The sequence below is a fragment of the Chitinophagales bacterium genome (genome assembly GCA_016787225.1).
Lineage (GTDB): Bacteria > Bacteroidota > Bacteroidia > Chitinophagales > JADJOU01 > CHPMRC01.
On record JAEUUY010000022.1, the window covers coordinates 1 to 14,481 of the forward strand.

Annotated in this window: 8 protein-coding genes; all 8 read left to right on the forward strand. The window is 36.3% G+C overall.

Translation table 11 applies throughout. The annotated features are described in order from the left end of the window. Positions 1 to 166 precede the first annotated feature (166 nt). The 8 genes from pheT to JNL75_07950 all read left to right on the forward strand — a co-directional run bounded on the left by pheT (position 167) and on the right by JNL75_07950 (position 14,436). Positions 167 to 2,587, forward strand: a complete 2,421-nt coding sequence (pheT, locus tag JNL75_07915; protein ID MBL7789733.1) for a phenylalanine--tRNA ligase subunit beta — start codon at positions 167 to 169, stop codon at positions 2,585 to 2,587. Positions 2,588 to 2,703: 116 nt separating this feature from the next. Continuing rightward, complete coding sequence (locus tag JNL75_07920; GenBank protein MBL7789734.1) at positions 2,704 to 5,007, forward strand: OmpA family protein; 2,304 nt, start codon at positions 2,704 to 2,706, stop codon at positions 5,005 to 5,007. Continuing rightward, positions 5,008 to 5,973 (forward strand): Gfo/Idh/MocA family oxidoreductase, encoded by a 966-nt coding sequence (locus JNL75_07925; GenBank protein MBL7789735.1) that lies wholly within the window; start codon positions 5,008 to 5,010, stop codon positions 5,971 to 5,973. Between the two features lie 75 nt (positions 5,974 to 6,048). Continuing rightward, positions 6,049 to 7,041 (forward strand): type IX secretion system membrane protein PorP/SprF, encoded by a 993-nt coding sequence (locus JNL75_07930; protein MBL7789736.1) that lies wholly within the window; start codon positions 6,049 to 6,051, stop codon positions 7,039 to 7,041. A gap of 42 nt (positions 7,042 to 7,083) precedes the next feature. Continuing rightward, positions 7,084 to 9,315 carry an OmpA family protein gene (locus JNL75_07935; protein MBL7789737.1) on the forward strand — a complete coding sequence of 744 codons (2,232 nt, stop codon included), beginning with the start codon at positions 7,084 to 7,086 and terminating at the stop codon, positions 9,313 to 9,315. 89 nt (positions 9,316 to 9,404) lie between these two features. Further along, complete coding sequence (recR, locus tag JNL75_07940; GenBank protein ID MBL7789738.1) at positions 9,405 to 10,019, forward strand: recombination protein RecR; 615 nt, start codon at positions 9,405 to 9,407, stop codon at positions 10,017 to 10,019. 59 nt (positions 10,020 to 10,078) lie between these two features. Beyond that, positions 10,079 to 11,794 carry a glycosyltransferase gene (locus JNL75_07945; GenBank protein MBL7789739.1) on the forward strand — a complete coding sequence of 572 codons (1,716 nt, stop codon included), beginning with the start codon at positions 10,079 to 10,081 and terminating at the stop codon, positions 11,792 to 11,794. 68 nt (positions 11,795 to 11,862) lie between these two features. Beyond that, the gene (locus tag JNL75_07950; GenBank protein ID MBL7789740.1) at positions 11,863 to 14,436 is read left to right on the forward strand and encodes a DNA gyrase/topoisomerase IV subunit A; all 2,574 of its coding nucleotides are present in this window, start codon (positions 11,863 to 11,865) and stop codon (positions 14,434 to 14,436) included. Positions 14,437 to 14,481: the final 45 nt, after the last annotated feature.

Below are 14,481 nucleotides of genomic sequence, written 5' to 3' on the forward strand. Positions count from 1 at the left end.
ATGGTGTTTACTACTACTTACTAGAGCTAGAAGATGAGTTCAAGACGACCAAGACAGGTTTCATTGAAATCATGAGACAGTAAAACAAGTTTAAAATTAAACAAAATAAAGAAAGACCTCCATTTGGAGGTCTTTTTTTTACATTTGCCATTTATATATAAGGATCATGAAAATATCATGGAATTGGCTCAATGAATATATTGACTGTTCAAGTTTATCTGTGCAACAGGCTGCTGAAGTATTGACCTCTATAGGTTTGGAAGTAGAAGGTATAGAGAAATTTGAATCTATTCGAGGGGGACTAGCTAATTTTTTTGTAGGGGAAGTGATTTCATGCAGCAAACATCCTAATGCAGACAAGCTGAGCCTTACGCAAGTAAATTTAGGAGAAACTCTAGGTATTAAAAAAATAGTGTGTGGAGCACCCAATGTAGCAGCAGGCCAGAAAGTGGTAGTAGCCACTGAAGGTGCTGTAGTTTATTTACCTAACGGAGAATCATTTACCATTAAAAATTCTAAGATACGTGGAGAAGAAAGTCAAGGCATGATATGTGCAGAAGACGAATTGAGCTTAGGGCATAATCACGATGGAATATTAGTGCTTGAAAGTAGCGCACAAATAGGTACACCAGCAGCTGATTATTTTCACATATCGAATGATTTCATTTTTGAAATTGGCTTGACCCCAAATAGAACAGATGCCATGTGTCATAGGGGAGTAGCTAGAGATTTAGCTGCTGCTATGAATGCGAGAGGTGGTCAATGTATCTTTCATTCGGACGGGAAGACGACTATGCCAACTCATTGTACTCCAATTGATGAAAAATTAAAAATAAATATTCTTACGGAGAAATCTCCTAAGTTCGGAGGCATAGTTATCCGTGATATAGAGAATTTGACTTCACCAGCTTGGTTAAAAAATCGCTTAAGTGCCATCGGAGAGTCTTCGAAAAATTTATTAGTAGACGTGACCAATTATATTTTACATGATTTAGGTCAGCCTTTACATGCTTATGATTTAGACAAGTTACAAGGGAACGAAATAGTAATAGATGAGCTATCTGATGAACAAAATTTCACAGCCTTGAATGGCAGTGAATTGAAACTAAAGTCAGGAGATATTATCATAAAAAATAGTGGAAATACTATTGGTATAGCTGGCGTTATGGGTTCGATGTCCTCATGCATAGATGAGCGTACAAAGTCTATCTTTTTAGAAGGAGCTTTTTTCCATTCAACTGCTGTCAGACAGACCAGTCAGCGTTTGCTATTGCGGTCAGAAGCTGCTATCAAATTTGAAAAAGGAGTTGATCCAAATGGAACAGAATATGCTTTAGAAAAAGCGAGAAACATAATTATTTCTGCGAGTGAAAAATTAAAAGTGGGGCCTCTGGTTATGGAATCTAAATCGGACTTTCCATTTTGGCAGGTTTCTTTGACTAGGGCCAAACTCGATTTGTACAGCAATACTTCGATAGAAAAGAGCAAGGTAGATTTTATATTAAAGGCACTGGGCATTGAGATAGTAAGCAGCGATAACCAAAGTTGGCAACTCAGTATCCCCCGATTTAAAGAGGATGTAAAAAGGGAAGAAGATGTGATAGAAGAGGTATTGCGTATTTATGGGTATAACTTATTGCCTTACCCTAAATTTTTAAAATCAAATCTGAGTTTCAGTGAAGGTCTCATTTATGCGCAGTTTGAAGAGAATATTTCAGGATTATTGACAGGTCAGGGTTATCAAGAGATATTAACCAATTCAATTTCGCAATCGAAATATTTTAAAGATTCTACACCGGTACGGCTACTTAATTCTATGACCAGTGAGCTGGATTGTTTGCGATCGTCAATGATTCCTGGTTTCCTAGAAGTCATCGAATATAATCTCAATAGAGATCAAAAAGACTTGAATCTTTATGAATTCGGACATGAATACTTCATGGATAAGTCAGGAAAATTTAGACAAAGAAAGAGGCTTATTTTAGCATGTACAGGTATGCATACTAGTCCTAATTGGCAACAAATAAAAGGAAGTCCGAATGATTATTATCAATTAAAGGCCGCAGTAGAGAACCTTTTTAAAGTATTGAAATTAGAATTAAAATTCAAGGAAGCAGAGCATCCTCATTTTTCCTTTGGATTAAACCTACTTATAGGGCAGCGTGACATTGGATATTTAGGTGAGCTCAAATGGAATAAAAAGATGTTTGATATCAAACAAAGAATATTTTTAGCAGATTTAGATATTGAATATTTATATACTCTGAAGGCTAAAGAAAAAATTGAATACAAAGAAGTTTCAAAGTTTCCCACAGTTCGCAGGGATTTAGCGCTTATTCTTACTAGTGAAGTGCGATTTGATCAGATTGAAGTTATTGCAAGGAAAACTTTAGGTAAATTATTGACAGATATTATTCTATTCGATGTTTTCAAAGACAAGTCGCTAGGTGAAGACAAAAAATCCTATGCGGTAAGGTTTATTTTAAATAGTACAGATAAGACCCTTTCAGATAAGGAAATAGATGAAATGATTCAAAAACTCATCAAAGTGTATCAGAAGGAGTTATCTGCCGAGATACGTTCATAGCTGCATTTAAGTAAAGATAATGAGTTATTCAAATACAGCGCAAGTTAAAAAAAAGGCATACAAACATTTCTTTTACATAAATTTGTGCTTCTTTATTAAGAATTATTCAACATAATATGCGATTAGCAATTGCTTTAATTTTTCTCACCTTAGTTTCTAAACTATCGTCGCAGATGAATTTTGGGGAGTTTAATACTCCATATTCAGGTGTGCATGGGCTAAGTTTTAATCCAGCAGAAATCGTAGATAGTAGATATCGTTTTCATATGAACTTAATGGGATTCGGATTGAGAACGGCAAATAATTTTATCGGTGCTAGTTCGGATATGATTTCATTTTCCCCTCCGAATTTAAATGATAGCACAAAAAAAATATTCTTACCTAGGAATCTCAATGGCTCTCCCAAACATATTTTTTTGCAAGCAGATTTGATAGGACCAAGTTTTATGCTCTCTGTTGGGAGGAAAAATAAATTTAGTATCGGATTAAGTAGTAATTTTAAGACCCTCATTACGGCGAATAATGTAAGTGAGCGGTTGGCAAATTATATGTTTGATAATAAGGATACGAATAACTGGAAAGAATCTACTAGCAAGGATCTCATGGCTAATGCTTCTATGTGGGTAAATTTCGGATTAACAGTAGGAGCAGTCATTCTAGATAAACCAGGATATTCTTTGAAGGGTGCAGTTACACCTAAAATAAATGTGGGACTGATAAACACCTATCTGCAGTCCCGAGAATTGAAGGTGGAATTTGCGGGTCAAAATGCAATAAGAAATGCTAACGGTATTCTAGATAATCAAATATCTGTACCTTTTATTGTGAACAATGAATACCGAGGTGATAGCGTAAAATTCTTTGAAAATATGGGTTTCGGTGCTGATATAGGAATTATTTTCGAAAAGAAGAAAAAGCAGGATTTTACCTATGAAATGGATTGTCGGACGGATAATGTGAGACGGGATTTAAATAAATATGTTTATAGAATCGGTCTGAGCTTGATAGATTATGGATTTATTCAGTGGAAAGGAAAAGCACCTATAAGACGAATGGCTATAGATGAGAATGCTTTTACGACGGATATAGAAAACAATCAATTTAGTAAGTTTCCAGATGTCCAAGAACATACCCAACGGGTATCAGGATTGAGCGGCAATGGTGTTACTTTAGATACCTCTCGAGCAGATTATTTCATGTGGACACCTACCAAGTTAAATGCATTTATAGATGTCAATCTTTATAAAGGGATAAGTCTAGCTGCCAATGGCACTTACGGATTTGTTATCAATAATTTTGCTTCATCTATGACACAAAACATTCAATTTTCTATTATCCCAAGAGTGGAAAATAAATTGTTTGGATTATATCTACCGGTAACTTACAGTATGCTGGCTCAGGAGGTCAATTCTGGTATCGGATTTAGACTGTTATTTTTCAATTTTGCACTCTATGATTGGATGGGTATTGCGGGTGTAAAATCTCAGACAAGGAATGCTGCATTTAATTTCAGTTTCAATATTCCTTTCCATCAAAAGGCAAAACCAAAAGATAATGATGGCGACCTCATGTCTAATAAGAAGGATAAATGTCCTAATGACGCTGGAGACTGCAATGGCGATGGTTGTCCTGAGGCTGACGATGATGGTGATGGAATAGGAAATTCTATCGATAAATGTCCTAATCAGAAAGGAGTAAAGGCATTTGATGGCTGTCCTGATACGGATGAAGATGGTGTGCCTGATCAGCTAGATCGATGCCCTAAGAAGAAAGGCCTGAAAGAATTAGGTGGCTGTCCTGACAAGGATGGTGATGGTCTACCGGATCATGAAGATAAGTGTCCAAACGATAGAGGATTGAAAAAGTTTGATGGTTGCCCAGATTCGGATAATGATGGTGTACCAGATATTGCAGATGACTGTCCTACTGTCGTGGGAGTTTATGAAAATAGAGGTTGTCCGCCTATAATACCTCCAAAAGATACAGATGAAGATGGGTTGATTGACTCATTAGATAAGTGTCCATTTGAAAAAGGTCCAAAATCTAATAAAGGTTGCCCTATTACAGCAGAGGCCATCTCTATCGTCAAGGTAGCTATGGAAAAATTGGAATTTGAAACTGGAAGTGCTGTCATAAAGAAGGAATCTCATCAATCCCTTACGACCTTGGCATATTACTTGGTTCGAAATCCGGATTTGAAAGTGAACTTAAAAGGTCATACAGATAATGTAGGCGCCTCAGAAAAGAATTTGAAATTGTCCATTGACAGAGCTAATGCAGTCAAAAAATTCCTGGAAGATAAGGGCGTGGCGGTCACACGCATGGAGTCCGAAGGCTTTGGTATGCAATACCCAATAGCAGACAATAGAACACCCGCAGGTAGAGCAGCCAATAGACGCGTAGATATTCTTATCAAGTAAATGCATACATTAGGCATTGTAGGCTTAGGGCATTTAGGTGAGATTCACCTCAAGCAGTGGCTCGAGATCTTACCCAAAACATCGATTAGCTGTTTTGATAATGATGAGGAAAAACTCAAAGTAATTTCTGAGAAGTATCAAGTAAATTCTACAGTGAGTTACGATGAGTTGCTCCGACAAAGCACAATTATTGACGTAGTGACCCCTACTGATTCGCACCATTATTATGCTGCATTAGCTTTAAAACATCAGAAACATGTGTTTATAGAAAAACCTGTCTGCACTAATATGGCTGAAGTTGAAGATTTGATAGCATTGCAAAATGAATCAAAAACCATCGTGCAAATAGGTCATGTAGAACGATACAATCCAGCATTTCAATCGGTGAAGGATGTGATAAAAAACCCAAAGTTTTTCGAGGTCCATCGTTTAGCTCCTTTTGTTGCTAGAGGAACAGAGGTTTCTGTCATTATGGATCTCATGATTCATGATCTCGATATAATTTTAAGTTTAGTGGATTCTCCCATCAAAGATATTGCAGCCAAAGGTGTAGCTATTTTGAGCCGGACCCCAGATATAGCCAATGTACGATTAGAATTCGAGAATGGTTGTGTCGCTAATCTGACGGCAAGTCGTATTTCCATGAAAAAAATGCGCAAGATGAGAGTATTTTCAGATGATGGTTATACCGCAATCGATTTTTTAGATAAAAGTGCGGAGAAAATGATTATTAGCGAGCTAGGTGAGGGCATTCCTTTCATTACCAATGAGGGTAAAGAAAAGCGATTAGAACTAAAATCGTATGATAAATTGGACAAAAATGCCATCTTTGAAGAGTTAGATGAATTTTACAAAATCATAAAACAAGGGGCTACTAGCCCTACGATTGACCTGTTAAGTGCTTCAAAAACAATGAATTTAGCAATTAGAATCCAAGAATCCTTAGGCTTAACGGATAGTAATTAAAAAAAATACTAAAAAATATTCAAACATTATTCCAAACTCCATTAGATTTGCCCTCGAATTTTAATAAACTTATATATGAAGAAAAGGTTTTTACTATTTATGATTATGATTGCGCTAGGTAAGTCCGCTCAGGCACAGCAAGATTTATCGTTTAGTATGTACAATTTTAATCCGCTTTTTGCGAATCCAGCGACTGCTGGCTACCAAGATAAACAGTGGTTGTCTGCATTGGGCAGATATCAGTGGGTAGGAATTGAAGGAGCTCCGAAGTCTGCGGTCGTTTCTTTTCAGACCCCATTTAAAAATGAAAATTTAGCTATTGGTGCTTTATTCAAGTACGATGCTATAGGGCTAATGAAAAACATGGGTTTAGACCTTAGTTTTGCCTATAGAATTCGTTTAGACGAAAAAACTAGGTTGAGTCTGGGTTTAATGGCTTCTATGTTTCACTACAATGACCAAAGAAGAGATGCCCAGGGAGTCGCATTAAACGATCCTACCCTTAGCAATGTGACTGCATGGATTCCAAATTTCGGTGGTGGTTTATATTTATATAGCGATAGATATTTCATTGGAGCTTCAGCTCCGCATTTATTGAATTTAAGAATAACTGATCCTCAAGCTAACGTTGTAGGTGCAACTTTAAGCAGAATATACAATCACTATTTTGCTAGTGCGGGTTATGTTTTCGGTAAGGAAGGCGGGGTTAAATTTAAGCCTACCACTTTTGTAAAGTTTTCTGAAAACTCATCTCTTAATGTAGATATCAATGGAAACATTTTATTACAAGATCGTTTTTGGTTTGGTCTAGGGTATAGAAGTGGAGGAGACGTTATCAGCGAAGCTGGTGAGTTTAAACAATTCCAAGGTCTGCGCGGAGAATCTGTCATAGCTACTTTTAAAATGATGGCCACTAATTTCTTAGAGGTTGGTTATTCCTACGATTATCCTTTATCCAGATTAAACGTCAACACCTCAGGTTCTCATGAGATTTATATCGGTATGGAGCTAGGTAAGAGATCTGGTGGAATGAGATACGTATCTCCACGATATGTAAATTACTTCTAAATTTTAAATAACCTAAAATCTAAAAACTTAAAGAAGAACGATATGAAAAAGTTTCAGATATTAATTGTAGCGGTTTTGTTTGCCTTTTCAGCAATCGCCCAAGGAACGGATGTTACAGAAATGCTAAAGAAAGGAGAATCAGCCTTAGCAGGTTATGATTTAGATAAAGCAATAAAAATTTATACAGAGGTACTAACCGCCAATGCAGATAATACCGAAGCCAAGGAAAAATTGGGATATATTTATTCAGCACCAGGACCTAAGCAAGATCTTAATAGTGCAGATAAGTATTTCGGAGAAGCTTTTGCCTCAGGCTTCATGTCCCCATCTGCCATGCTGCGTTATGCTAACCTATTGCAAATGCAGAACAATTATGATAAAGCACGCTCAGTATATAACTTCTATTCTAATAGAGGTTATTCATCTAACTCATTAATTCGTAGTATCAATCCAGGGTATTTCTCCAAATTAGCAGAGCCGAATACTGGTATTGTCGTAAAAAATGTTGAGGACATAAATACTGCCAATTCAGATTTCTCTCCTTCTTATTATAGAAATGGTATTACCTATGTATCTACCAGAAAAAATAGAACTAAGACTGGATATAGATCAGATGATGAAATTGTAAAAAGTTTTACAGATATTTTTAAAGCGACACAAAAAGAGAAAGTAAAGGGTACCTTCAATGAGTCAGAACTATTGCTTAAGTCAAATGAGAAATATATGCAAGGTCCAATGACATTCTCAGAGGATTTTGGTGTTGCATATATTACAAGGTCAACAACTAAGGATGGTCGTTCCTTTGCCAAGGATGACAAAAGAACAGTATTGATGGAAATCTGCAAGGTAAATTATTCTAATGGCGATGTAGAAAATTGGGATGATGTAACTTCTGTAGTTCTAAATAGAGGAGAAGGATATCAGAATTTTTCTTATGCTCACCCTGCTTTTATTAATGGAAAAGGAGATGAAATGATTTTTGCAAGTAATATGCCAGGTGGCCTTGGTGGTAATGATTTATGGTATTCAAAATTAGTAGGATCGGAATGGTCTACCCCTGTGAACCTAGGTCCTGAGGTGAATACTTCTGGAGATGAGCTCTTCCCTTTTGTATCTAAAGATGGCAGTTTATTTTATGCATCAAACGGACTTCCAGGTATGGGTGGTTTAGATTTATACAGAGCTGCTAAATTAGAGGATATGAAATACGGACAAGTAGAAAATATGGGTGCACCATATAACTCAAAATATGATGATTTTGGCTACATAGCAAATGAAACAGGTAGAGAGGGTTACTTTACTTCTAATCGAATGGGTGGCAAAGGTCTTGATGATATCTATTCTTGGAGAACAGATGAGACTCAACTATGTATTAAAGTTTACGAACTAGTGTCAAAAAATCCTATTAAGAATTCAGCAGTTAAGATTCCATGTTTAGGTAGTAAGACATATTACACAGATGCTAATGGCCTAGCTTGTGTTACTGTTACCGCATTGAAAAATTGTGATGTAAAAGCTAGTGCAGATGGTTATAAAAATAATTCTATTACCATCAAAAATCTTCAATCAAACAAAATAGTTGAGATTCCTTTAGACAAGGATTTAGAAGACCGTTGCAAGTTTGTAATTGTAGTTTTAGACAAAGAGACTAACCAACCGATATCTGGAGCTAATGTAAATATCCGTCAAACTTCAACTAATGAGGAAATTGAGGGATCAACAAAGGCGGATGGCTCTATTAGAGTAAAAGGCATCAGTATGAATGAATTCTATGAGGTAAATGCCTCAAAGACATTACCTGATGGTACTCGTTATATCGGACTACCTGAAAGTGCTATCTGTAAAGGATTACGAAATGGCGATTCAATAGTAAAGACAGTTTATGTAAGAAAAATGGGAGCTGGTCTAGCTTTTGAAATTGAAAATATTCTATATGACCTTAATAAGTGGAATATACGTCCTGACGCAGCAGCGGAATTAGATAAAGTAGTTTCTTTACTACGCCAATATCCTTCTATGGAAATAGAAATGGGTTCGCATACAGACTGTAGAGCTACAGTGAAGTATAATGAGTCACTTTCATCTAAGAGGGCTGCAGCTTGTGTAGAATATTTGATAAGCAAAGGTATAGCACCTTCCAGACTGACATCAAGAGGTTATGGCGAGTCACAATTAAAAAATGGTTGCGCTTGTGAAGGTAAGGTAAAATCTAACTGCTCCGACAAAGACCATCAAGCTAATAGAAGAACTGAAATTAAGATCGTTAAGTTTTAATTTTTCTTTCCTATATTTATAAAAGGTCGAGGTTTTTCTCGACCTTTTTTTTTGGTTTCGCATCATTAGAATTGATTTATTTTTGATGCATGTATTTATCAAAATCTATCGAGGAATTAGTCAATGAATTTTCAAAACTACCAGGGGTAGGTAAAAAGACTGCATTTAGATACGCACTTCATTTTTTAAATGCTACAAGGGAAGAAAACGATCGGTTTTCAAAAACCCTGACTCAACTGAAAGAGAATATAAAATTCTGCAAAGTATGCCATACTCCAAATGACGATGAAGTATGTACTATTTGCTCCAATCCAGTAAGAATAAAAAATCTTATCTGTGTGGTAGAGACCTACAAAGATCTAGTCGCTATAGAAAATACCAATCAATTTTTTGGACAATATCACGTTTTAGGTGGCGTTATTAGTCCAATTGACGGTATTGGTCCTGATAAGCTGACGATTCATTCGCTTGTGAAACGAGTAAGCGAACTGGGTGAGGCAGAACTTATAATGGCACTAAATCCTACCATAGAAGGGGATACCACCATTTACTATATGACCAATTTGATAAAGCAATATCCGGTAAAGATAACAACGATTTCACGTGGGATATCTTTCGGTGGAGAGTTAGAGTATACGGATGATCTCACATTGGGTAGAAGTATACAGGCTAGACAACCTTATGAATTACTAATAAATAAATAAGCATTCATATCAAACCTATACTCAGTGTCATTATTGTTAGTTATAATGCTAAATATTATTTGCATTTGACACTATCTACCTTACAGAAGATAAAAGCGAAAATGAACATAGAAGTTATTGTCGTAGATAATAACTCTAGTGCAGATACGCTTGCTTATGTTAAACCACGTTTCCCTGAAGTTATTTTTATATCCAGTGACATCAATCTTGGTTTTTCAAAGGCTAATAATTTAGGAGTTAATCATGCCAACTCAGATAATATTCTTATTCTAAATCCCGATACCATCATCTCAGAAGAAGTTATTCAAAGAGCATTAGAATTATTAAAAGCGGATAACGATACTGGTGCTGTCGCAGTGAAAATGTTAGATGGTCAAGGAAATTTTTTGCCTGAGAGTGCAAGAGGTTTCCCAGACTTAAAGTCTAGTTTTTTTAAAATACTTGGCTTTAAAAAATGGTCGAGTTATTATAAGACTCAAGATAGCAATGACAAAATAGAAGTCATGTCAGGGGCATGTATGTTTTTTCAAAAAGAAATCTATCAAAAATTAGGTGGACTCGACGAACGTTATTTTATGTATGGTGAAGATATCGACATCTCCTATCAGTTACATAAAAATGGATTACATATTAAGTATATCCATGACCTGGAAATCGTGCATTTTAAAGGAAGAAGCTCCGTGAAATCAAATTGGCGGTATCAAACGGCTTTTTATAATGCGATGAAACTCTATTGGCAGAAAAATTTTCAATGGGGTCAGCACTCCGTCTTAAATTTTTTTCTTAGCCTAGCCTTATGGGGATTGAAATTTATCTCAGCTATGCGCCATGGACTAAAGCAAGTATTTTTCCCATTAGCTGATTTTATTGGTATCATGGCAGTATCTTCTATGTTTACCTATTTCTGGTCAATATGGATTAAAAACGATCTAGGTTTTTTACCTCCATTTTTCTACTATTTGGTTCTACCTATTTATACCTTAGTAGCTATTGTATCTATGCTTTTTGCCAAATTTTATTTGAATGAAATCGATATCTCTAAACTTGTAAAAGCATCTATTGCTAATCTCGCTTTGTTTCTAACGATATATTTTATCCTACCTATAGACTTTAAATACTCAAGGGCGGTAATTATCATCTTATGGTTCATTAGTTTTTTCGTCCCCTTAGTTTTTCGTTGGAGCTATTCTAAATATAGACAGATACCGCTTTTATTTAATGACGCCCGATATCTAGAATCAGAAATAGTCCCAGATAACCGCAATGAAACAAGCATAGCAAAGTTATTATCCAACTATTCCAATTACCGACTATTGAAGAGTCAAAAGCCTGCAGTTTCCTTTATTGTAGATATGGATAATTCGACGAATTCAGAAACTATTCAGTGGATAGGAAATTCGAATCACAAGTATCATGTTTGGATATATTCGGAAAGTGGTGATTACCTCATAAAATCTCATGGCAAGGATGAAAATGGATACATTATAGCTGCAGACGAGAACTTTACGTTTTTTGAATGGACAAATATGTTAAGAAAGCGAATTTTAGATGTGGGGCTGACTTGTCTAGCCTTACCGCTGTCGATATTCTCCAAACAAACTGTATCTGAAATATTTAGTGCTAGTAAGCGGGTGCTTTTCAACGGCTACTCATGGGTTCATTTCAATGAAAATGCAATCTATCGCCTACCTGACGACATCGTAGAGGATTATAAGAGAAATTATAGCCTTAAAGCGGATGTTTATTATTTTTTTAGGTATATGTTTATATCCTAATACTCATTTTTAATTCAAATTGAGTTTATTTGTCTTTTATAATTTTCAGAAGAGAATAGAATCTATTTATGTCCGATCCGAATAAAACCCTTCATGTCGACGACCTTTATGAAAAATGGTTTCTCGAGTATGCCTCCTATGTCAATCTGGACAGGGCTATTCCGCATATACAGGATGGGTTAAAACCTGTGCAGCGCAGAATTCTGCATGCTATGAAGGAGCAGGATGATGGACGATATACCAAAGTAGCCAACCTCATAGGTCAAACCATGCAGTACCACCCTCATGGTGATGCTAGTATAGGCGATGCTTTGGTCAAAATAGGTCAGAAGGAGTTGATGATCGATACACAGGGAAACTGGGGAGATGTGCGCACAGGTGATGTGGCGGCTGCCCCTCGATATATCGAAGCTCGATTGACACCGTTTGCTCTTTTCACAGCATTTCACGACGAAAATACAGAATGGCAACTGAGCTATGACGGTCGAAAGCGAGAACCTGTGAAATTGCCGATAAAGTTTCCATTATTGCTAGCTCATGGCGCAGAAGGTATAGGTGTGGGCTTGCGTTCTTATATTCTACCGCATAATTATATCGAACTCTGCAATGCCTCTATTGCGGCTATCAAAGGAAAAAAATTCGAATTGTATCCCGATTTTCAAACGGGCGGTTATATCGATGTAAGCAATTACCAGCAAGGTCTCCAAGGGGGCAAAGTGAAGTGTAGAGCCAAAATTGAAAAAGATGGCAAAAATCTCGTTATTACATCCGTTCCATTTTCTGAAACCACGGGAAGTCTTATAGATAGTATTTTAGCAGAGAATGAAAAAGGAAGAATCAAGATAAAAAAAGTAATAGACAATACCTCGAGTGAAGTAGAAATCTTGCTCGAATTGCAGCCAGGAGTATCGCCTGACCTTACTATAGATGCTCTCTATGCTTTTACGAAATGTGAAATTTCACTCAGCCCACTAGGCTGCTGTATAGTAGGAGATAAGCCTACCTTTCTCGGAGTAGATGAAATGCTGCGCCTATCTACTGAAAATACGGTGCAATTATTACTCCAAGAATTACAAATAAAAAAGCAAGAGCTAGAGAATAGGTGGCATTACCTTTCCTTAGAGAAAATATTTTTTGAAGAAAAAATCTATAAAGAGTTAGAGAAAAAACATAGTGATTGGGAGACTGTTCTCAAAGCTATAGAGAGAGCATTCAAGCCATTTTTGAAGAACCTTAAGCGTGAAGTAACAAATGAAGACTATGAAAAGTTAACCGAAAAACCTGTACGCAGAATCTACAAACTAGATATTGATGAGCTTCAGGATAAAATTAAAAAACTTGAGGGCGAACTCAAAGAGGTCAAGCATCATATTGCGAATATCGATGACTATGCGGTAGAATATTTTAAGACATTGATTTCTAAATTCGGCAAAGGAAAAGAGCGAAAATCAGAGATTCGAAAGTTCGAACAAATCGAAGTGAAAAATGTAGCTGTCAATAATCAAAAGCTCTACGCTAATTTCAAAGAAGGATTCATCGGACATGGATTGAAAAAAGAAGAATTTATCTGTGACTGCACGGATATGGATGATATTATCGTGATACGCAAAGACGGCAAAATGCTGGTCACTAGAATATCAGATAAAAAGTTTGTAGGTAAAGATATCCTTCATGTCGGAGTCTGGAAAAAAGATGATGAGCGCACGATATACAATTTAATCTATGCAGAAGCGAAGTCCAATAAAAACTTCGTGAAGCGGTTTAATGTTACTGGAATTACGCGTGACAAAGAGTACGAGATAGCCAAAGGAGAAAAGTGCAAGGTCATTTACCTAACTGTCAATCCTAATGGTGAGGCGGAAGTCGTTACGATTAAACTAAAAGATGATAGCAAAGCGCGTATCAAGATTTTTGATTTTGACTTTGCAAGTGTGATTGTCAAAGGTAGAAGCAGTCTAGGCAATATTCTTTCTACCTATCCTATTCACAAGATAGAATTGAAAAAAGCGGGAACATCTACCCTAGGAGGTGTCAAACTATGGCTAGATAAAGATGTAGGACGTATCAATAAAAATAGATATGGACAGTACCTTGGCGAATTTTTCGCAGAGGATTTGATATTGACCTTGCAGAAAAATGGAACATATGCCTTACAGAGTTATGAAAACATTGTGAGGGTAGATATGGATTTATTATTGGCTATCGAAAAATTCGACGCAGATAAACCTATATCAGCAGTCTATTATGATGGCAATAGCAAGAATTACTATGTCAAAAGATTCTTAATAGAAACCAAAGAGGATGGTAAAGTGCATAGCTTCATATCTGATCATAAAGATAGCAAATTAGTGTTTGCCTCTACTTCTGCCAATCCTTTGATACAAGTCGAAATTTTTAAAGGTAAAGCCAAGGTCAAGGAAATACTCGATATAGATCTTGTAGAGTTTATAGATATAAAGGGTTGGAAAGCATTAGGCAATAGACTCACACAGTTCGATTTCAAAGGAAAGCTTAAGGACTTTAGCACTTACGAGACACCAGTAGAGACTGAAATTATCGAAGAAAAAAAAGATGAAAAAACAAACTTCGACAATTTGCCTAAGCCCACTTTTAAAGATGGTGTGCAGGGAACCTTGTTTTAGTAGCTGGTTACAAGTTACTAGTTATACCAATAGCGGTTTTAAAAT

Excerpts from the sequence above, each read along its gene's own strand:
- pheT (MBL7789733.1), top strand. The coding sequence starts at position 167 with ATGAAAATATCATGGAATTGGCTCAATGAATATATTGACTGTTCAAGT.
- JNL75_07920 (MBL7789734.1), top strand. The coding sequence starts at position 2,704 with ATGCGATTAGCAATTGCTTTAATTTTTCTCACCTTAGTTTCTAAACTA.
- JNL75_07925 (MBL7789735.1), top strand. The coding sequence starts at position 5,008 with ATGCATACATTAGGCATTGTAGGCTTAGGGCATTTAGGTGAGATTCAC.
- JNL75_07930 (MBL7789736.1), top strand. The coding sequence starts at position 6,049 with ATGAAGAAAAGGTTTTTACTATTTATGATTATGATTGCGCTAGGTAAG.
- JNL75_07935 (MBL7789737.1), top strand. The coding sequence starts at position 7,084 with ATGAAAAAGTTTCAGATATTAATTGTAGCGGTTTTGTTTGCCTTTTCA.
- recR (MBL7789738.1), top strand. The coding sequence starts at position 9,405 with ATGTATTTATCAAAATCTATCGAGGAATTAGTCAATGAATTTTCAAAA.
- JNL75_07950 (MBL7789740.1), top strand. The coding sequence starts at position 11,863 with ATGTCCGATCCGAATAAAACCCTTCATGTCGACGACCTTTATGAAAAA.